General features: G+C 71.4%; 18 protein-coding genes. 13 read left to right on the top strand and 5 right to left on the bottom strand.

Annotated features, from left to right (window positions below):
- The first annotated feature begins 140 nt into the window (after nt 1–140).
- From QCD66_RS34030 to QCD66_RS33985, 10 genes are all read left to right on the top strand, one after another.
- Nucleotides 141–1136, top strand: a complete 996-nt coding sequence (locus tag QCD66_RS34030; protein ID WP_375736793.1) for a DUF2520 domain-containing protein — start codon at nt 141–143, stop codon at nt 1134–1136.
- Complete coding sequence (gene panC / locus QCD66_RS34025) at nt 1133–1999, top strand: pantoate--beta-alanine ligase (RefSeq protein WP_375736794.1); 867 nt, start codon at nt 1133–1135, stop codon at nt 1997–1999. Before QCD66_RS34030 ends, panC begins: the two co-directional genes overlap by 4 nt.
- A gap of 27 nt (nt 2000–2026) precedes the next feature.
- Entirely contained in the window at nt 2027–2455 is a 429-nt protein-coding gene (gene panD / locus QCD66_RS34020) for an aspartate 1-decarboxylase (protein ID WP_364220995.1), read from the top strand.
- 91 nt (nt 2456–2546) lie between these two features.
- On the top strand, nt 2547–3446 hold the full coding sequence (locus QCD66_RS34015) for a septum formation family protein (RefSeq protein WP_364220992.1): 900 nt from the start codon (nt 2547–2549) through the stop codon (nt 3444–3446).
- A gap of 76 nt (nt 3447–3522) precedes the next feature.
- Nucleotides 3523–5190 carry an L-aspartate oxidase gene (locus QCD66_RS34010; RefSeq protein ID WP_375736795.1) on the top strand — a complete coding sequence of 556 codons (1668 nt, stop codon included), beginning with the start codon at nt 3523–3525 and terminating at the stop codon, nt 5188–5190.
- Nucleotides 5187–6071, top strand: coding sequence for a carboxylating nicotinate-nucleotide diphosphorylase (nadC, locus tag QCD66_RS34005; protein WP_364221162.1), 885 nt, complete (start codon nt 5187–5189; stop codon nt 6069–6071). Before QCD66_RS34010 ends, nadC begins: the two co-directional genes overlap by 4 nt.
- A 2-nt stretch (nt 6072–6073) precedes the next feature.
- Nucleotides 6074–6832, top strand: a complete 759-nt coding sequence (locus QCD66_RS34000; RefSeq protein ID WP_212825796.1) for a type III pantothenate kinase — start codon at nt 6074–6076, stop codon at nt 6830–6832.
- 95 nt (nt 6833–6927) lie between these two features.
- Nucleotides 6928–8436 (top strand): lysine--tRNA ligase, encoded by a 1509-nt coding sequence (gene lysS, locus QCD66_RS33995; RefSeq protein WP_407566925.1) that lies wholly within the window; start codon nt 6928–6930, stop codon nt 8434–8436.
- A gap of 97 nt (nt 8437–8533) precedes the next feature.
- On the top strand, nt 8534–8884 hold the full coding sequence (locus tag QCD66_RS33990) for an Lsr2 family protein (protein WP_357535343.1): 351 nt from the start codon (nt 8534–8536) through the stop codon (nt 8882–8884).
- A 388-nt stretch (nt 8885–9272) separates the two neighbouring features.
- Nucleotides 9273–11801 (top strand): ATP-dependent Clp protease ATP-binding subunit, encoded by a 2529-nt coding sequence (locus tag QCD66_RS33985; protein WP_407566924.1) that lies wholly within the window; start codon nt 9273–9275, stop codon nt 11799–11801.
- A 54-nt stretch (nt 11802–11855) separates the two neighbouring features.
- Here the strand turns inward: QCD66_RS33985 and QCD66_RS33980 are convergent, their stop codons facing one another.
- On the bottom strand, nt 11856–12803 hold the full coding sequence (locus QCD66_RS33980) for an A/G-specific adenine glycosylase (protein ID WP_375735588.1): 948 nt from the start codon (nt 12801–12803) through the stop codon (nt 11856–11858).
- 136 nt (nt 12804–12939) lie between these two features.
- Between QCD66_RS33980 and QCD66_RS33975 the strand changes: the two genes are divergently transcribed.
- The 3 genes from QCD66_RS33975 (at nt 12940) to QCD66_RS33965 (ending at nt 14796) form a co-directional block, all read left to right on the top strand.
- Entirely contained in the window at nt 12940–13452 is a 513-nt protein-coding gene (locus QCD66_RS33975) for an ACT domain-containing protein (RefSeq protein ID WP_364211039.1), read from the top strand.
- Entirely contained in the window at nt 13437–14000 is a 564-nt protein-coding gene (locus QCD66_RS33970; RefSeq protein ID WP_357535666.1) for a peptide deformylase, read from the top strand. Before QCD66_RS33975 ends, QCD66_RS33970 begins: the two co-directional genes overlap by 16 nt.
- Before the next feature lie 88 nt (nt 14001–14088).
- Nucleotides 14089–14796, top strand: coding sequence for a hypothetical protein (locus tag QCD66_RS33965; protein WP_375735589.1), 708 nt, complete (start codon nt 14089–14091; stop codon nt 14794–14796).
- A gap of 40 nt (nt 14797–14836) precedes the next feature.
- Here QCD66_RS33965 and disA read toward each other — a convergent pair whose 3' ends face one another.
- The 4 genes from disA to QCD66_RS33945 all read right to left on the bottom strand — a co-directional run bounded on the left by disA (nt 14837) and on the right by QCD66_RS33945 (nt 19558).
- Nucleotides 14837–16021, bottom strand: a complete 1185-nt coding sequence (disA, locus tag QCD66_RS33960; RefSeq protein WP_357535353.1) for a DNA integrity scanning diadenylate cyclase DisA — start codon at nt 16019–16021, stop codon at nt 14837–14839.
- Nucleotides 16022–16251: 230 nt separating this feature from the next.
- Nucleotides 16252–17679, bottom strand: a complete 1428-nt coding sequence (radA, locus tag QCD66_RS33955; protein ID WP_364211048.1) for a DNA repair protein RadA — start codon at nt 17677–17679, stop codon at nt 16252–16254.
- 87 nt (nt 17680–17766) lie between these two features.
- A complete protein-coding gene (locus QCD66_RS33950; RefSeq protein ID WP_364211051.1) occupies nt 17767–18516 on the bottom strand; it encodes a hypothetical protein in 750 nt (249 codons plus the stop codon).
- 202 nt (nt 18517–18718) lie between these two features.
- A complete protein-coding gene (locus tag QCD66_RS33945) occupies nt 18719–19558 on the bottom strand; it encodes a UbiA family prenyltransferase (RefSeq protein WP_375735590.1) in 840 nt (279 codons plus the stop codon).
- Between the last annotated feature and the right edge of the window lie 38 nt (nt 19559–19596).

The raw sequence follows: 19596 nt of genomic DNA, 5'->3' as shown, positions 1-19596 counted from the left end.
CCGGTCGATCGACCGGCGTTGCCGCGTCGGGGCACCCGCCAGGGCGGTGAAGGTTTTCACACATGCTTGTCCCCGGTCTGTAACAACGACGCATACTTGCGATCGACCGGTACCACATTTTCGAGGACTGGATCATCGCTATGAGCGCACCATCGCGCCCGCGGCCGACCGCTTCCACCCGCCGTGCCGACACCGGCGGACCCGCCGGGGCCGGGTCGGGCCGTACGGGCCGGCCAACCACCGTGACCACCCGCCCACTGACCATCGGCATCGTCGGTGCCGGCCGTGTCGGCGCGGTGCTCGGAGCCGCCCTCGCCCGCGCGGGCCACCGAATCGTCGCCGCGTCCGGGGTCTCCGCCGCCACCCGGGCACGCATCGGCCAACTCCTGCCGGACACCGCCAACCTGCCCGCCGACGGGGTCGCCCGCGCCGCCACCGACCTGCTGATCGTCGCCGTACCGGACGACCGCATCGGGGCCGTCGTCGCCGGGCTCGCCGACACCGGCGTACTGCGTTCCGGTCAGGTCGTCGCCCACACGTCCGGGGCACACGGGCTCGACGTCCTGGCGCCGGCCACCGCCGCCGGTGCCCACCCACTCGCGCTGCACCCGGCCATGACCTTCACCGGCACCGCCGCCGACCTGGCGAACCTGCCCGGGATCTCGTACGGCGTGACCACGCCCGACGCCCTGCGACCGTTCGCCGCCCGGCTGGTCGCCGACCTCGGTGGTACGCCGGAGTGGGTGGCCGAGGCCGACCGCGCCCTCTACCACGCGGCGCTCGTGCACGGGGCGAACCACCTGGTCACGCTCGTCAACGAGGCGCTGGACCGGCTGCGGGACGCCGGGGTGGCCCGGCCGGAGAAGGTGCTCGGACCACTGCTGCGGGCGTCGCTCGACAACACGCTGCGGCTCGGCGACGCGGCCCTGACCGGTCCGGTGTCGAGGGGCGACGCCGGCACGGTCGCCCGGCACCTGGCCACGCTGGCCGTCTCGGCACCCGACTCGGTGCCGGGTTACCTCGCGCTCGCCCGCCGTACGGCGGACCGGGCGATCGCGGCCGGACGGCTGCGGCCGGCCGACGCGGAACCGCTGCTCGGCGTACTCGCCGACCAGCGTCAGGAGGTGGACGCGTGACCGTCGTCGTATCGGACCGGCAGGCGCTGGCCGCGGCCCGGGCGGCGCTGCCGGGCAGCGTGGCCGTGGTGATGACGATGGGCGCGCTGCACGCCGGGCACGAGACCCTGCTGCGGGCCGCCGCCGAGCGGGCCGACCACGTGCTGGTGACCATCTTCGTCAACCCGCTGCAGTTCGGGCCGAACGAGGACTTCGACCGCTATCCCCGCACCCTGGAGGTGGATCTGGAGATCTGCCGGGCGGCGGGGGTGGCCGTGGTGTTCGCCCCGACCCGCGACGAGATCTATCCGGGCGGCGAGCCGATGGTCCGCGTCGACCCGGGCGCGCTCGGCGGGCAGTTGGAGGGGCAGAGCCGGCCGGGGTTCTTCAACGGCGTGCTCACCGTCGTGCTCAAGCTGATCCAGTTGACCCGGCCCGACTTCGCGTTCTTCGGCGAGAAGGACTATCAGCAGCTCACCCTGGTCCGCCGGATGGCGCGCGACCTCGACCTCGGGGTGGAGATCGTCGGCGTGCCGACCGTGCGGGAGCCGGACGGGCTGGCGCTGTCGAGCCGTAACCGCTACCTGTCCGGTCCGCAGCGTCGGGCGGCGGTGCGGCTGTCGGCGGCGCTGCGCGCCGGGGCGGCCGCCGCGGCGGACGGGCTGGGTGGTGCCGCCGCGCTGTCCGCCGCCCGGACCGCCTTCGAGCCGGGTACGGCCGTCGGTGACGACGCCCCGAAGCTGGACTATCTCGTGCTGACCGATCCGGACCTGGGGTCCGCCCCGGTCACCGGCCCGGCCCGGCTGCTGGTGGCGGCCTGGGTCGGCCAGACCCGGCTGATCGACAACGCGGCGATCGAGCTGGCCCCGCCGGCCACCCACTGAACCCTGTCGAGTCGAGGAGTCGTCCCGATGTACCGCACCATGCTCAAGTCCAAGATCCACCGAGCCACCGTCACCCAGGCCGACCTGCACTACGTCGGCTCGGTGACCGTCGACGAGGATCTGCTGGACGCCGCCGACCTGCTCCCCGGCGAGCAGGTCACGATCGTCGACATCACCAACGGGGCCCGGCTGGAGACGTACACGATCCCGGGGCCGCGCGGCACCGGGGTGATCGGCATCAACGGCGCCGCGGCGCGGCTGGTGCAGCCCGGTGACCTGGTGATCCTGATCTCGTACGCCCAACTCGACGACGCGACGGCCCGCTCCTACCGGCCGCGGATCGTGCACGTGGACGCCGCCAACCGGATCATCGAGTTGGGTGCCGACCCGGCGGGCACCGCGCCCGGGATGGTCGGCGACCCGGTCCGGGGGGACCAGGTCGCGGCGGCCGTCTGAGCGGTTGCCGGGATGTCCCGTTCAGAGGACTGACGTATGCTCGGCGATCCGAGCCGCGTACGCCTTGGGGAGGGTCGCGATGCGCCGTTGGTTGACCGCTGTCGCTGTCGCCGGCACAGCCACGCTGCTGCTGACGGGGTGCGGCAATCCGGCCGGGGTCGACGGCGACCTGGTCAACGGTTGGGCGGCGTTCCCGGAGCCGAAGACGTTCACGCCCGCGGCCGACGTCTGCCACAGCGCCGACTTCGCCGAGACCGCCTACCTGTCGTCGTACAACCCGGTCGACTGCTCGGCCTCGCACCGGGTCGAGACGATCTTCGTCGGGACCCTGACCGGCGCGGCCGCCGACGCGAAGAACCCGCCAACCGTCTCCTCGACGGACATCAAGCCGGCCTACACCGAGTGCGACGCCAAGGCGAAGGAGTTCGTCGGCGCCGACTGGCGGACCGGCCGGCTCTGGCTCGGCGTGGCGGTGCCGTCGCCGCAGGCGTGGAGCGGCGGGGCGCGCTGGTTCCGGTGCGACCTGACCGAGGAGTCGACGGTCGAGAACGACGGCGACAGTGAGACGGTGAGCCGCACGGCGAGCCTGCGTGACGCGCTGAAGAGCACCTCGCCGCTGAACCTCGGCTGCTACGCGGTCAAGCTGAACAGCAGCGAGCGGGTCGACACGATGGACCCGGTCGAGTGCACCAAGGAGCACAACAGCGAGTTCGTCGGGGTCTGGACCGCACCGGACGGCAACTACCCCAGCAAGGACACCGACTGGAACAAGTTCTACTCGGAGTGCCGCACGCTGGTCGGGCGGTACGTCGGCGTACCGCTGGACAACAACCTGCGCTACCGCACCGGCGTGATCGCGCTGCCCAACGGCCAGTCCGAGTGGCAGGCGGGCAACCGTGGCGTGCGCTGCTACCTGTGGATGGCCGACAAGAAGTTCACCCGGTCGCTGAAGGGCACCGGCAACAACGGGCTGCCGATCCAGTACCAGTGACCCGTCCGGGGCGGCGGGGGCCACTCCGGTGGCCCCCGCCCGCCGCCCGCCGAGCGGGGCGCGGTTGACTGTCCGGATGGACGTGCCGACACCTGGTCTGCCCGCACTGCCCCGTGCTCTGGCGGCACCGGCCCCGGGCTGGGTGGAGAACACCGACGTGGTGGTCGTCGGGTCGGGGATCGCCGGCCTGACCGCAGCGCTGCACCTGCGCGAGGCGGGGCTGCACGTCACGGTCGTAACCAAGGTCAACATCGACGACGGCTCTACGCGGTGGGCGCAGGGCGGCATCGCCGCCGTACTCGACCCGTTGGACTCGCCGGCCGCGCACGCCTCCGACACCGAGATCGCCGGCGTCGGCCTGTGCGACCCGGCCGCGGTGCGGGTGCTGGTCGAGGAGGGACCGAGCCGGGTCCGCGAGCTGATCCGGATGGGCGCGGAGTTCGACCGGCATCCCGACGGCTCGCTGATGCTGACCCGCGAGGGCGGTCACCGCGCCAACCGGATCGTGCACGCCGGGGGTGACGCGACCGGGGCGGAGGTCCAGCGGGCGCTGCACGCCGCGGTCGGTCGTGACCCGTGGATCCGGCTGGTCGAGCACGCCCTCGTCCTCGACCTGCTGCGGGCGGCGGACGGGCGGGCCTGCGGCATCACCCTGCACGTCCTCGGCGAGGGTAGCGAGGACGGCGTCGGCGCGATTCTCGCCCGGGCGGTGGTGCTGGCGACCGGGGGACTGGGCCAGGTCTTCGCGGCCACCACCAATCCCGTGGTGTCGACCGGTGACGGTGTCGCGCTCGCCCTGCGGGCCGGCGCGGCAGTGACCGATGTGGAGTTCGTCCAGTTCCACCCGACCTCGCTGGTGATCACCGATGCCGGCGGGGCGCCTCGGGCACAGCAGCCGCTGGTTTCCGAGGCGCTGCGGGGCGAGGGCGCCCACCTGGTCGACGCGGCCGGCCGGCGGTTCATGGTCGGCCGGCACGAACTGGCCGAGCTGGCACCTCGCGACGTGGTGGCCAAGGGCATCCACCGGGTCATGCTGGCCGACGGCACCGACCATGTCTTCCTCGACGCCCGGCACCTCGGCCGCGAGTTCCTGGAGCACCGGTTCCCGACGATCCTCGCCTCGTGCCGGGCCGCCGGGGTGGACCCGGTCACCGACCTGATCCCGGTCGCACCGGCCGCGCACTACGCCTCCGGCGGGGTCCGGACCGACCTGTACGGCCGTACCTCGATCCCGGGGCTGTACGCCTGCGGCGAGGTCGCCTGCACCGGCGTACACGGCGCCAACCGGCTGGCCAGCAACTCGCTGCTGGAAGGGCTGGTCTTCTCCCGGCGGATCGCCGAGGACATCCGGCGCGACCTGCCGGCGCAGGCCGATCCGGTGCCGGCCGATCCGGCCGAGCGGGAAGCCGGCTGGGTGGTCGACCCGCAGATCCGGCTTCCGTTGCAGCGGGCCATGACCCGTGGCGCGGGCGTGCTGCGGTCCGCCGACACCCTCGCCGGCACCGCGGCCGACCTGGTCCGGCTCGGCGCCGGCCGGAGCACGCCGCGTACGGCGAGCTGGGAGGCGACCAACCTGCTCACCATCGCGTCCGTGCTGGTCGGTGCGGCCTACCGGCGTCGCGAGACCCGGGGCTGCCACTGGCGCGACGACCATGTCGCCGCCAGCGACGAGTGGCTGGGCCACCTGGTCGCGTCGATCGGACCCGACGGCGCCGTCGGACACACCTGGGAGGCATCGTGCTGAAACCGTCCACCGTCGAGGCGTTGCGGGCCGACGGGCTCGACCCGGTGCTCGTCGAGCGGATCGTCCGGACCGCCCTCGAAGAGGACCTGGGCCCGGAGGGACTCGACGTCACCAGTGTCGCGACGATCCCGGACGACCAGTTCGACACCGCCGACGTGGTGGCCCGGGCCGGCGGGGTGGTCGCCGGGCTGGCCGTGGCGACGGCGGTGTTCGACCTGGCGACCAGCAGCACGGTGCAGGTGTCACCCCAGGTGTCCGACGGGACCCGGGTGGCGCGTGGGGACGTACTGGCGACGGTGTCCGGGCCGACCCGTTCGCTGCTGACCGCCGAGCGGACCGCGCTCAACCTGCTCAGCCGGATGTCCGGGGTGGCGACCCACACCCGGGCCTGGGCCGACGCCCTCGACGGCAGCAAGGCGATGGTGCTCGACACCCGCAAGACCACCCCGGGCCTGCGGGTGCTGGAGAAGTACGCCGTGCGCGCCGGTGGCGGCACCAACAAGCGCATGGGCCTGTACGACGTCGCGATGATCAAGGACAACCACAAGCTCGCCGCCGGCGGGATCACCGCGGCCTACCGGCGGGTCCGGGAGATGTTCCCGCGGGTGCCGGTGCAGGTGGAGGTGACCACGGTCGACGAGGCGGTCGAGGCGGTCGACGCCGGGGCGGACTTCCTGCTCTGCGACAACATGACCCCGATGCTGCTGCGCGAGGTGGTGGCAGCGGTCGGCGACCGGGCCGAGCTGGAGGCCACCGGCGGGCTGACCCTCGACGTGGCACCGGAGTACGCCGCCACCGGCGTCGACTACCTGTCGGTGGGGGCGCTCACCCACTCGTCACCTATCTTGGACATCGCCCTCGATCTGCGGCTCCGGAGCTGACCATGCTGCTCTGCATCGACATCGGTAACACCAACACCGTCCTGGCCACCTTCGACGGTGACAAGCTCGTGCACTCCTGGCGGATCAAGACCGATGCCAGGTCGACCGCCGACGAGCTGGGCCTGATGTTCCGGGGCCTGCTGGCCGGCGACGCGGTCGAGATCACCGGCGTCGCGGCCTGCTCGACGGTGCCGGCCGCGCTGCGCTCGCTGCGGACGATGCTGGCCCGCTACTACGGCGGGATCCCGAGTGTGGTGGTCGAGCCGGGGATCCGCACCGGCGTGCAGTTGGCGATCGACAACCCCAAGGAGGTGGGCGCGGACCGGGTGGTCAACACCCTCGCGGCACACGCCCTCTTCGGCGGACCGTCGATCGTGGTCGACTTCGGCACGACCACCAACTTCGACGTGATCAGCGCGCGGGGGGAGTTCCTCGGCGGGGCGTTCGCACCGGGCATCGAGATCTCGCTGGACGCCCTCGCGGCCCGGGCCGCCCAGTTGCGCAAGGTCGAGCCGACCAGTCCCCGTTCCGTGATCGGCAAGAACACCGTCGAGTGCCTCCAGGCCGGGATGTACTTCGGGTTCGCCGGCCAGGTCGACCGGATCGTCGAGCGGATGGCCGAGGAGTTGGGGGAGTTGCGCGCGGTGATCGCGACCGGTGGGCTCGCCCCGGTGGTGATCGACGAATGCCGCACGATCACCCACCACGAACCCATGATCACTCTCATCGGGCTGCGGATGGTCTTCGAACGCAACGTGTGACCCGCTCTGCCGGCCATAACCCGGTAACCGCCGCCGGACGCCTTGAGTACGCTCGGGGCCGAAACCATGCCCAGGACTACCCGAGGACGCCTTTCGTGACCGAGCAGAACCCCGCCCCCGTCGAGCCCGACGACGACCTTCCGGAGCAGATGCGGGTCCGCCGGGCCAAGCGGGACCGGATGCTGGCCGAGGGGATCGAGCCGTACCCGGTGGGGTTCGCGCGGACCGCGACACTGGCGGAGATCCGGGCACGTTACGCCGATCTGCCGACCGACACGGCCACCGGCGACAAGGTGTCCGTGGCCGGGCGGGTCATCTTCATCCGCAACACCGGGAAGCTGGCGTTCGCCACGTTGCGTGAGGGTGACGGCACGGAGTTGCAGGCGATGTTCTCCCTCGACCGGGTCGGTGCCGACCGGTTGGAGGACTGGAAGCGGCTGATCGACCTCGGCGACCACGTCGGGGTCACCGGCGAGGTCATCACCAGCCGGCGCGGCGAACTGTCGGTGCTCGCCGACTCGTGGGCGGTCACCGCGAAGGCGCTCCGCCCGCTCCCGGTCGCGCACAAGCCGCTGAGCGAGGAGGCCCGGGTCCGGCAGCGTTACGTCGACCTCGTCGTCCGCCCCCAGGCGCGGCAGACCGTCCGCACCCGGTCCGCGGTCGTGCGCAGCCTGCGGGATTCGTTGCACCGGCGGGACTTCATTGAAGTCGAGACCCCGATGCTTCAGTTGGTCCATGGCGGCGCCGCGGCTCGGCCATTCGTGACGCACAGCAATGCGCTGGACACCGATCTGTATCTCCGAATCGCTCCGGAGTTGTTTCTGAAGCGCTCCGTGGTGGGCGGGATCGAGCGGGTCTTCGAGATCAACCGCAACTTCCGCAATGAGGGCGTGGACTCGTCCCACTCGCCGGAGTTCGCGATGCTCGAGGTTTACGAGGCCTACGGCGACTACGACACGATGGCCGTCCTCCTGCGGGAACTCGTCCAAGAGGCGGCTATGGCCGCCAGCGGTTCGCACGTAGTCACCCACGCCGATGGGCAGGAGTTCGACCTCGGCGGTGAGTGGCGGTCGATCACGCTCTACGGATCGCTTTCCGAAGCGCTCGGCGAAGAGGTCACGGTCCGCACCGACATGGCGCACCTGGTCCGTTACGCGGAGAAGCACGATCTCGCGGTCGACCCGAAGTGGGGGCCGGGCAAGCTCGCCGAGGAGCTGTTCGAGGAGTTGGTCGTGCCGGGGCTGCGTGAGCCCACTTTCGTGCGCGACTATCCGGAGGAGACCAGCCCACTGACCCGGGCACATCGCAGCGAGCCGGGCCTGACCGAGAAGTGGGACGCCTACGTGCTCGGCTTCGAGCTCGGTACGGCCTACTCGGAGCTGGTGGACCCGGTCGTGCAGCGGGAACGGCTGATCGCCCAGGCCCGGCTGGCGGCCCGTGGCGACAGCGAGGCCATGCCGCTCGACGAGGACTTCCTGCGTGCGATCGAGTACGGAATGCCGCCGTCCGGGGGCATGGGATTCGGAATCGACCGGCTCCTGATGGCGCTGACCGGCTTGGGAATTCGGGAAACCATCCTCTTCCCGCTCACCCGGGCCCAGTAGATTCGACACAGTTTCCGTGTCCTATTGACGTGCCGTGCGCCTATCGGGCTATTGTTCTCTTGTTTGCGGGTGAACCTGCGCGAAAGGATTGTGGCACGTGGCGAAGCACATCATTCACAAGCTGGTCGATGACCTGGACGGCGGCGACGCGGACGAGACCGTCAAGTTCTCGCTCGACGGCGTTCAGTACGAGATCGACCTCTCCAACAAGAACGCCGGTAAATTGCGGGATCTTTTCGCCCCGTACGTCACCGCCGGCTCGAAGATCGGACGGGGCGGAGTCGTGGTCGGCGGGCGGGCCGCCCGTGGCCGGGGCGGGGCGGCCGCCGACCGGGAGCAGAACAAGGCGATCCGGTCCTGGGCCAAGAAGGAAGGCAAGGAGATCTCCGACCGGGGGCGGATTCCCCAGGAGATCGTGGACGAGTACCACCAGAAGGCCGGGCGCTGAGCCGGCCGCGGGTTCTCCGGTCCTTCGCCCGGGTCCGAGGTGTCACACCTCGGACCCGGGCGTGTTTTGTGCCTGCTTGAGAGGTATGCCGGAAGTTCTCCACAGTCGGTGGAAGACGTTGTCCACATCCTGTGGAGAACGTCGGCCGAGGTTTCCCGTCGCTCCGCGAGGTGCCAATTTCGCTCTGCGCGTACAGCACGGCCCCCGGGAACACCCGGTGAGCGTGCAGAGTTGGATAAATCATCGCGTACCCGACCCGGTCCGGCACGCACGACCACAGCAGAGTCGGCTCGCGACGATAGAGTAATGCCACGGGCGTCCGCCTGGACGTTCCGGGCGCTGGCCCCGCCACGACCACTGGCGCACGGCACGTGAGGAGCACGAGGGCATGTTCGAGCGGTTCACCGACCGAGCGCGACGGGTTGTCGTCCTGGCTCAGGAAGAAGCCCGGATGCTCAACCACAACTACATCGGCACGGAGCACATCCTGCTCGGCCTCATCCACGAGGGTGAGGGCGTGGCTGCGAAGGCCCTGGAGAGTCTCGGTATCTCCCTGGAGGGCGTTCGCCAGCAGGTCGAGGAGATCATCGGCCAAGGCCAGCAGGCGCCGAGCGGGCACATCCCGTTCACGCCGCGGGCGAAGAAGGTCCTGGAGCTGTCGCTGCGTGAGGCGTTGCAGCTCGGGCACAACTACATCGGTACGGAGCACATCCTGCTCGGGCTGATCCGTGAGGGCGAGGGCGTGGCCGCCCAGGTGCTGGTCAAGCTCGGCGCCGACCTCAACCGGGTCCGCCAGCAGGTGATCCAGCTCCTGTCCGGCTACCAGGGCGGCAAGGAGCCCGCCGCGGCCGGCGCCACCACCGGCGAGGCCGCCCCGTCGACGAGCCTCGTGCTGGACCAGTTCGGTCGTAACCTGACCCAGGCGGCCCGTGAGGGCAAGCTCGACCCGGTCATCGAGCGCGAGAAGGAAATCGAGCGGGTCATGCAGGTGCTGTCCCGCCGCACCAAGAACAACCCGGTGCTGATCGGTGAGCCCGGCGTCGGCAAGACCGCGGTGGTCGAGGGTTTGTCCCAGAAGATCATCAAGGGTGAGGTGCCGGAGACGCTGAAGGACAAGCAGCTTTACACGCTTGATCTGGGTGCTCTGGTCGCGGGTTCGCGGTATCGGGGTGATTTCGAGGAGCGCTTGAAGAAGGTGCTCAAGGAGATCCGTACCCGTGGTGACATCATCCTGTTCATCGACGAGATTCACACGTTGGTGGGTGCGGGTGCCGCGGAGGGTGCGATCGACGCGGCGTCGATTCTGAAGCCGATGTTGGCTCGTGGTGAGTTGCAGACGATCGGTGCGACGACGCTGGACGAGTACCGCAAGTATGTGGAGAAGGACGCGGCGTTGGAGCGGCGGTTCCAGCCGATCCAGGTGGGTGAGCCGTCGCTGGCGCACACGATCGAGATCCTGAAGGGTTTGCGGGATCGTTACGAGGCGCATCACCGGGTGACGATCACCGACGCGGCGTTGGTCGCGGCGGCGACGCTGGCGGACCGGTATATCTCGGACCGGTTCCTGCCGGACAAGGCGATCGACCTGATCGACGAGGCGGGTGCGCGGATGCGGATCCGTCGGATGACGGCGCCGCCGGACCTGCGGGACTTCGACGAGCGGATCGCGCAGGTGCGTCGGGACAAGGAGTCCGCGATCGACGCGCAGGATTTCGAGCGGGCGGCGCAGTTGCGGGACAAGGAGAAGCAGCTGCTGGGTCAGAAGGCGCAGCGGGAGAAGGAGTGGAAGGCCGGGGACCTGGACGTGGTGTCCGAGGTCGACGACGAGCAGATCGCCGAGGTCCTGGCGAACTGGACGGGTATTCCGGTGTACAAGCTGACCGAGGAGGAGACTTCGCGGCTGCTGCGTATGGAGGCCGAGCTGCACAAGCGGGTCATCGGTCAGGAGGACGCGGTCAGGGCGGTCTCCAAGGCGATCCGTCGTACCCGTGCCGGGTTGAAGGATCCGAAGCGTCCGTCGGGTTCGTTCATCTTCGCCGGCCCGTCCGGGGTTGGTAAGACGGAGCTGTCGAAGGCTTTGGCGGAGTTCCTGTTCGGTAGTGAGGACGCGCTCATCCAGTTGGACATGAGTGAGTTCCATGACCGGTACACGGTGTCGCGGCTGGTGGGTGCGCCTCCTGGTTACGTCGGCTACGACGAGGGTGGGCAGTTGACGGAGAAGGTCCGTCGTCGGCCGTTCTCGGTGGTGTTGTTCGATGAGATCGAGAAGGCTCATCCGGATGTGTTCAACACGTTGTTGCAGATCCTGGAGGACGGTCGGTTGACTGATGGTCAGGGTCGGATCGTGGACTTCAAGAACACGGTGATCATCCTGACGACGAACCTGGGTACGCGGGATGTGGCGAAGGCTGTGTCTCTTGGTTTCCAGGCTTCTGAGGACTCGGAGTCGAACTACGAGCGGATGAAGACGAAGGTCAACGATGAGTTGAAGCAGCATTTCCGGCCGGAGTTCCTGAACCGGATCGATGACACGATCGTGTTCCATCAGTTGCGGCAGACGGAGATCCTTTCGATTGTGGACATCATGATCGGTCGGATCGAGACGCAGTTGCGGAACAAGGACATGAGTATGGAGTTGACCGACGACGCCAAGCGGTATCTGGCGAAGAAGGGGTTCGACCCTGTGTTGGGTGCGCGTCCGTTGCGTCGGACGATCCAGCGTGACATCGAGGACAACCTGTCCGAGCGGATCCTGTTCAACGAGTTGAAGCCGGGCCAGATCGTCGTCATCGACTGCGAAGGCGACCCGGAGGACATCGACAAGTCCAAGCTCGTGTTCCGCGGCGCCGACAAGCCGGTCGAGGTCCCGGACGCCGTTCCGGCCAACCTGACCAAGACGGCCGAGACGACCGAGTAACAACGGCAGAGAAGCCGGGTCGGAGTTCCCACTCCGGCCCGGCTTTTCCGTGTCTCAGACCGGATCGACACCGGCTTCCGGACCGGCCGCCGGCCGAGGCCCGGGAATGCGGCGATCGGCGAGGTGACGGTCGCCGGCGAGGACGTACGCCTCGCCGACCGGCTCGACCAGACCGTCGTCGACCAGACCGGCCAGCGCCCGGGCGCGCTGCGCGTCGTCGTCCCACACCAGGTCGAGGCGGTCCCGGTGCACCGGCCCCGTCGTCTCCCGCAACACCGCCAGCAGCATCCCGCGTACTTGGCGGTCCGTGCCGGCGTACCGCTGCGGGCGGCGGGTCGGCCCCACCGGGGCCGTACGCCCCGACGCCCGCCACGCGCACATCGAAGCCAGCGGGCAGTCGACGCACCGGGGTGCCCGGGCCACGCACACCAGCGCCCCCAGTTCCATGAACGCGGCACTCGCCCGCGCCGCCCGGGCCGGCTCCACCGGCAACAGTTCGGCGGTCGCGACGAGATCCGCCGGCCGGGTCGCCGGACCGGCGTCGGGTTCCCCGGCGACCGCCCGGGCCACCAGCCGCCGTACGTTGGTGTCGACGACCGGATGCCGCTGCCCGTACGCGAAGGCGGCCACCGCCCGCGCCGTGTACGTGCCCACACCGGGCAGGGCGAGCAGTTCGTCGAGCTGGGTCGGCACCTGCCCGCCGTGCCGCTCGACGATCGCCACGGCGCACTCGCGCAGCCGCAACGCGCGGCGGGGATAGCCGAGCCGTCCCCACATCCGGATCGCCTCGGCCGGCGGGTCCGCCGCCAGTGCGGCCGGCACCGGCCACCGGGCCAGCCAGGCCCGCCACGCCGGCAGCACCCGTACGACCGGGGTCTGCTGGAGCATGACCTCGCTGACCAGGATCGCCCAGGCGCCGACATCCGGTTCGCGCCACGGCAGGTCGCGCGCGTTCTCGTCGAACCACCGCATCGCCGTCGCAGCCAGTTCCTTCTCCGCCATCTCGCCGCCGATCCTCGCACGCCGGCCGGACGAGCCCAGGGCGGGCGGCACCCAGTCGGCCGCCGCCCGTCCCGTAACGTGGGCGGCGCGTCGACGGCGGCGACATCGGACGGCCCCGATCAGGCAGACTGCCCGGATGAGCGAGCTCGCGATCACCGTGATCGGCCCGGACCGGCCGGGCATCGTTGCCGACGTGGCCGAACTTCTCGCGGGCCTCGGCGCCAACCTGACGGATTCGACCATGACCAGGCTCCGTGGCCACTTCGCGATGACCCTGGTCTGTTCCGGGCCGGGGGTGGCCGAGGTCGAGGCCGCGCTGGCCCCGCTGAGCGCGGACGGCCAGCTCGTGTCGACCGTACGCGAGGTCCGGCCGGACGGCCCGCAGACCCCGGCCGGTGAGCCGTACGTCGTCAGCGTGCACGGCGCCGACCGGCTCGGCATCGTCGCCGCGGTGACCCGGGTGCTGGCCGAGGCGGGCGGCAACGTCACCGACCTGACCACCCGGCTGGCCGGCCCGCTCTACGTGCTGGTCGCCGAGGTCGAACTGCCGGCGGGGAGCGCGGCCGAGGTGTCCGCGCGGCTGACCGAGGTGGCGACCGCGCTGGAGGTCGGGGTCACCCTGCGCCCGGCGGGATCCGATCTGCTGTGACGGGGGCGCTGGGTGGGTGGACCCTCGACGCGCTGGGTGGGCCGGGCCGGATACTTCCGGTCGTGACGGCGCCGGCGCAGGTGCTCAGCGGCGGTGGGCCGGAGGTCGACCCGCTGTCCGACGAGGTCGTCCGGTTGGCCGCCGACCTGGTCGCGACGATGCGGTCGGCGCCCGGTTGCGTCGGTCTGGCCGCCCCGCAGGTCGGGGTCGCCGCGCAGATGTTCGCGGTCGACGTGACCGGCCACCCGAAGTCGGTCACCTTGCACGGCACGTTCGTGCTGTGCAATGCCAAGCTGGTCGAGGCCAGCCGGTGGCGGCTCGGTCGTGAGGGCTGCATGTCGGTGCCGGACCTTACCGGTGACGTGAAACGGGCCAGCCGGGTCACGGTCGAGGGCGTGCTGCCCGGAACCGGACAACCGGTACGCTTGGCGACGGACGGTTTCGAAGCGCGCGCGCTGCAACACGAGATCGACCATTGTGCCGGTCTGCTGTTCCTCGACCGCGTCGCTGGCGCCCACGCGATCTACCAACGGAAGGTCTATCTCTGACGGTGCCGTGGGCGGCAGAGGTGTGCGTGGGTCCCCTCCGGCGCGTCGTCCGAGCCACCACATCCCATCCCGATACGGTGAGGGCATCATGCGATTGACGGTCGGCCCACTGCCGTCCGCCGTCTACTGGCGGCGACGGGCCATCGTGCTCGTCGCCATCCTGCTGCCGGTGATCGTGCTGCTCTACTCGTGCAGCGGCGGTGACGATCCGAACACCTCACCGGTCGGCAACGAGCCCACGCCGACCCCCGAGGCGACGGCGACGCTGCTGACGCCGGAGACCGGCGCGCCGCCGACCGGCGAAACGCCCGTCCTTCCGCCGCCCACCGCCGCCCCAACTTCGGCCGCTCCTTCGGAGCAGGTGCCGCAGAACCCCGCACCGCAGAACCCGCCGACGGGCGACACCTGCACCGACGCGGAGATGTCGGTGATCCCGGTGCCGGCGCGGGCCTCCGCCCAGCCGGGCGTCACCATCGACATCCGGCTGAAGATCAAGAACATTTCCAGCCGTACGTGCACGCGGGACGTCGGTGCCGACATGCAGGAGATCTACATCAAGCAGGGCGCCGAGAAGGTGTGGTCGTCGGACACGTGTGGCGCCGCCCGCGGCAACGACGTCCAGTCGTTCATCCCGAACCACGAGATGGAGTTCCGGGTCGGCTGGAACGGCAAGACCACCAGCACGTGCAACGGCAACCTGGCCGGTGGCGATCCCCCCAAGCCCGGCGAATACCAGATCATCGGGCGACTGGACCAGAAGCTCAGCGAGCCGGTGAAGTTCACCGTCACCAACTGACCGGCCAGGTCGGACCTGTCACGGCAAGTGACCGGCCAGGTCAGACGTACCGCTCCAGGATGGATGCCTCGGCGAGCCGGGAAAGTCCCTCCCGTACGCCCCGGGCCCGCGCGTCGCCGACCCCGTCGACCGCCTGGAGGTCCTCGACCGTCGCGCCGAGCAGCCGCTGCAGGCTGCCGAAGTGGTTGACCAGCCGGTCGACGACCGTGCCGGGCAGCCGGGGCACCTTCGCCAGCAGCCGGAAGCCGCGCGGGCTCACCGCCGCGTCGAGGGCGTCGGACGCACCCGGGTAGCCGATCGCCTTCGCCACCGCCACCAGGTCGATCAGCTCGGTCGCGGTCAGCAGGTCGAGTTCGACCAGCGCCTCGTCCAGGGTCCGGGCCTTGCGCCCGACCGGCAGGTAGTCGCGGATCACCAGGGTGCGGTCGGAGTCGACGCCGGCCATCAGCTCGTCGAGTTGCAGCGCCAGCAGCCGCCCGTCGGTGCCCAGTTCGACGACGTAGCCGGCGATCTCGTCGGCGATCCGGCGCACCATCTCCAACCGCTGCACGACGGCCACCGCGTCACGTACGGTCACCAGGTCTTCGATCTCCAGCGCGGACAGGGTGCCGGAGACCTCGTCGAGCCGCAGTTTGTAGCGTTCGAGGGTGGCCAGCGCCTGGTTGGCGCGCGACAGGATGGCGGCCGAGTCGTCGAGCACGTGACGCTGCCCGTTGACGTAGAGGCTGATGATCCGCATCGACTGGCTCACCGAGATCACGGGATAGCCGGTCTGCCGGGCGACCCGCTCCGCGCTGCGGTGCCGCGTGCCGGACTCCTCGGTGGGGATGGTCGGGTCGGGCATCAGGTGGACGGCGGCCCGTACGATCCGGGTGCCGTCGCTGGAGAGCACCACCGCGCCGTCCATCTTGCACAGCTCACGTACCCGGGTCGCGGAGAACTCGACGTCGAGTGGGAAGCCGCCGGTGCACAGCCCCTCCACGACCTTGTCGTAGCCGAGCACGATCAGCGCCCCGGTGCGGCCACGCAGGATCCGCTCCAGCCCGTCGCGCAGCGCGGTGCCCGGTGCCATCAGCGCCAGGTTGGCGCGCAACGGGTCGCCGGTCGCCCCGGAGCCGGCGAGCGCGGAGGAACTGGCACTCACGCGGACGGGCGAGCCGACGACGCCGGCGCGCCCCGGAGGGCTGACGCCAGCGGTTTTGTTCGCATCGCGGTCGATCGGCACCTGGACAGTCTACGGATCGTCACCCGCCCGCTGCGGTCGCGGTTGGCTCGGTCGCGCTGCCGTGACCTCCCACTGTGCGTCGTGGCGGTGCCGGCGCCGGTCGACTCGGCGCCGGCGCGGGCCGGGCGACGACAGTCAACTCGAATCCGGACGTCATCCACGTGGGCGGCCGGTCCCGCCGGCACCCCGTCGACGCGCGGGCAGAGGACGGTCGCCGCCTACCGGTCCGGCTACTCGGCCGAGGCCCGGGCCGCCCACTGGAGAGCCGCCCGTACGTCGGCGACCTCCACCACCCGGATCGTGTCGGATTTCACTCCCGTCGACTCCGGCCCGCAGCCGTTGGGCACGATGGCGAACCGGAAGCCGAGCCGGGCCGCCTCCGCCAGCCGGCGGGGAACCGCGCCGACCCGGCGTACCTCGCCGGTGAGCCCCACCTCGCCGATCGCGACGAGATTCGGCGCGATCGCGAGGTTGAGGCCGCCGGAGGCCACGGCCAGCGCGACCGCCAGGTCCGCCGCCGGCTCCACCACCCGGATCCCGCCGACGGTGGCCGCGAAGACCTCCCGGTCGTGCAGCGTGAGCCGTTCGGTGCGCCGCTGCAGCACGGCCAGCACCATCGCCAGCCGGGCGCTGTCCAGGCCGGACACGGTCCGCCGCGGCGAACCGGCCACGGTGGCGCCGATCAGCGCCTGCACCTCGGTCACCAGGGCCCGCCGGCCCTCCATCGCCACCGTGACACAGGTGCCCGGCACGGCCTCGGAGTAGCGGGTCAGGAACAGGCCGGACGGGTCGGGCAGGCTGCTGATGCCGCCCTCGTGCATCTCGAAGCAGCCGACCTCGTCGGCGGCCCCGAACCGGTTCTTGACGCCGCGGACCATCCGCAGCGACGAGTGCTTGTCGCCCTCGAAGTGGAGCACCACGTCGACCAGGTGCTCCAGCACCCGGGGACCGGCGACCTGCCCGTCCTTCGTGACGTGGCCGACCAGGACGGTCGCCACCCCGCGCTCCTTGGCGATGGCGACCAGGGCGGCGGTCACCGCCCGCACCTGGGTCACCCCGCCCGGCACCCCCTCGGTGCCGGGGGTGGAGATGGTCTGCACCGAGTCGAGCACCAGCAGGCCGGGCTTGACCGCGTCGAGGTGCCCGATGACCGCCCCGAGGTCGCTCTCGGCGGCCAGGTAGAGGCGCTCGTGCAGGGTGCCCATCCGTTCGGCGCGCAACCGGATCTGGCTCACCGACTCCTCGCCGCTGACCACCAGCGAGGGGCTGCCCGCTCCGGCCGCCCACTGCTGGGCCACGTCGAGCAGCAGCGTCGACTTGCCCACCCCTGGTTCGCCGGCCAGCAGGACCACCGCGCCGGGCACCAGGCCACCACCGAGCACCCGGTCGAGTTCGGTCACGCCGGTCGGACGGGCCTTCGCCGGCGCGGCACTGATCGTGGCGATGGGCCGGGCCGGCTCCGACGGCAGGCGGGAGGTGACCACCCGCCCGGAGACCAGCGGGCCGGTGACGGTGGACTCGACCACCGAGCCCCACTCACCGCACTCGGGGCAGCGGCCGACCCATTTCGGTGGCTGGTGGCCGCAGGCGTCGCACTCGTACGCGGGACGCGGGTCACGGGCTGCGGCCCGGGGCCGCGACGCGGGTCGGGAGGTCACGCCACGACTCTAGACAGCGGGTACGACGCGGGCGGGCACCAACCGCCGTGAGGAGGTGGTGGCCCGCCCGGGTTGCCGGTGTGGGGGTCAGTGTCCTTCGTCGCCGGTCACCGAGGTCGCGCGCGGGGCCGGCGACAGCGGCACCCCGGTCGGCGCGGACGTGACCAGCGGCGGCGCCCCGTTGCTGAACTCGAACGTCAGGCTGACCGACTTGCCCGGGGTGAGCGCCGTGGTCAGGCCCTCGACCTGGAGGAGTTCGTCGCCGGTCCCGGAGATGACGACGGAGCCCAGCGCCGGAATCTCGATCACGGCCGGCCGGGTCGCCGGGGCCGGCGGCGTGGTCGGGGAAGCCGGAGCGGACGGCGAGGCGGGGGCCGACGGGGAGGCGGTGTCGGTGGAGGCCGGCACCGACGGCGAGGCGGGCGCCGACGGGGACGCGGGCGCCGACGGCGAGGCGGGCGGCGGCGCGGGAGTCGTCAGGTCGCTGAACACGACCGAGCTGCCCGAGACCACCGTCGCCTGGTTGTCCGAGCCCGAGGGGGCGGCCGGGGTGATCCGGACCATCACCGGCTGGTCGGACTGGTTGTAGAGGCTGAGCGCCAGCGGCGCGTCGCCGCCGGCCGGGTAGCCCTCGGGACCCTGGTAGACGACGTGCAGGTTCCGGATCAGGACGGAACCGTCGGAGGACTGGACGTTGACGCCGGGCACCGACGGCGCCTTCGCCGCGGTTTCGGCGATCTGGCCCGCGCCGCAACCCGACACCAGCAGTGCGGTGGCGAGAGCCACCCCGCCCAGCAGAGCCGCCCGGTGGCGGGTCCCACTGATCGAGCGCGTCACGTCGGTCCTCCTCGTCGCGATCCCGCCCGGTCACGGAACCGGCCGGCACATCGGGGCGTGGTCTGTCGACGCGTCGGGCGGCGCCCGATCGGCCCGGGCGTGGTGGGCACACCCGTACAGACCACGCACCAGACTAGTTGGCGGCCCGTCCGTACCCCGATCCGGCCCGCCACCTCGCCGGATCCGGCCCGGGCGGACGGGGTCAGAGGCCCCGGCCGCCGGCGACGAGCAGCACGACGTCGATCAACGCGATCAGCATGACGGCCCGGAACACGGCGACCTGGCGACCACCCCGCCGGGCCGCCCGGCGCGCGGCGTACCAGCCGGTGGGCAGCACCACGACGGCGGCGACGATCGCCGCGAGCCCGACCCACGACGGCGGCCCCGGCGGGCCGAACACCAGCGTCGCCGTCGCCGCGAGCAGCAGCGTTCCGGCGGCGCCCCGCGACCAGGCCGCACCGATCCGGTGTGCGAGCCCGCGTACGCCGGTCCGCCCGTCGTCGTCGAGGTCGGGCAGTACGTTCGCGAAGTGGGCACCCGCGCCCAGCAGCGCGGCCGCCCCGACCAGCCACACCGGGGGCGCCGGCGCCCCCGGCAGGGCCAGCACCACGAACGCGGGCAGCGCGCCGAACGAGACCGCATACGGCAGCACCGACACCGGGGTCGACTTGAGCGGCCAGTCGTAGAGCAGGGCCGACACCAGGGCGAGCGTGGCACAGGCCGCGGCCGGCCAGGTGGTCGTGGCGGCCAGCAGCGGGGTGGCCACCGCCGCCAGCAGGCCCGCCATCGCCACCGCGCGCCGGCCGGCCGCGCCGGTGACCAGCGGCTTGTCCGGGCGGCCGACGAGCGCGTCCCGGTCGGCGTCGAGCCGGTCGTTGACCCAACCGACCGCGAGCTGGCTGGCCAGGACCGCCGCCGCGACCCGGACGATTCCGGAAGGTCCGTGACCGACCCCCCACGCCAGCAGGGCGGACACCGTGGTCACCGCCACCGCCGGCTCGGGGTGGCTCGCTCGTATCAGCCCTAACACCGTCCGCGACATAGAGGAAGTCTGGTTGTTACCGGCCCGTCGTGCCACGC

Origin of the sequence: Polymorphospora sp. A560, assembly GCF_045781765.1 — a bacterium.
GTDB classification, from domain to species: Bacteria; Actinomycetota; Actinomycetes; order Mycobacteriales; family Micromonosporaceae; genus Polymorphospora; species Polymorphospora lycopeni.
The sequence above is the reverse complement of the archived record's forward strand: the minus strand, read 5'-3'. Positions and strand labels throughout refer to the sequence as shown.

Bases quoted from the DNA above. Each gene is read 5' to 3' on its own strand.
- QCD66_RS34030 (WP_375736793.1), top strand. From the start codon at position 141: ATGAGCGCACCATCGCGCCCGCGGCCGACCGCTTCCACCCGCCGTGCC.
- QCD66_RS33975 (WP_364211039.1), top strand. From the start codon at position 12,940: ATGAGCGAGCTCGCGATCACCGTGATCGGCCCGGACCGGCCGGGCATC.
- QCD66_RS33980 (WP_375735588.1), bottom strand. From the start codon at position 12,803: ATGGCGGAGAAGGAACTGGCTGCGACGGCGATGCGGTGGTTCGACGAG.
- QCD66_RS34010 (WP_375736795.1), top strand. From the start codon at position 3,523: ATGGACGTGCCGACACCTGGTCTGCCCGCACTGCCCCGTGCTCTGGCG.
- QCD66_RS34000 (WP_212825796.1), top strand. From the start codon at position 6,074: ATGCTGCTCTGCATCGACATCGGTAACACCAACACCGTCCTGGCCACC.
- QCD66_RS33945 (WP_375735590.1), bottom strand. From the start codon at position 19,558: ATGTCGCGGACGGTGTTAGGGCTGATACGAGCGAGCCACCCCGAGCCG.
- QCD66_RS33965 (WP_375735589.1), top strand. From the start codon at position 14,089: ATGCGATTGACGGTCGGCCCACTGCCGTCCGCCGTCTACTGGCGGCGA.
- QCD66_RS33985 (WP_407566924.1), top strand. From the start codon at position 9,273: ATGTTCGAGCGGTTCACCGACCGAGCGCGACGGGTTGTCGTCCTGGCT.
- panD (WP_364220995.1), top strand. From the start codon at position 2,027: ATGTACCGCACCATGCTCAAGTCCAAGATCCACCGAGCCACCGTCACC.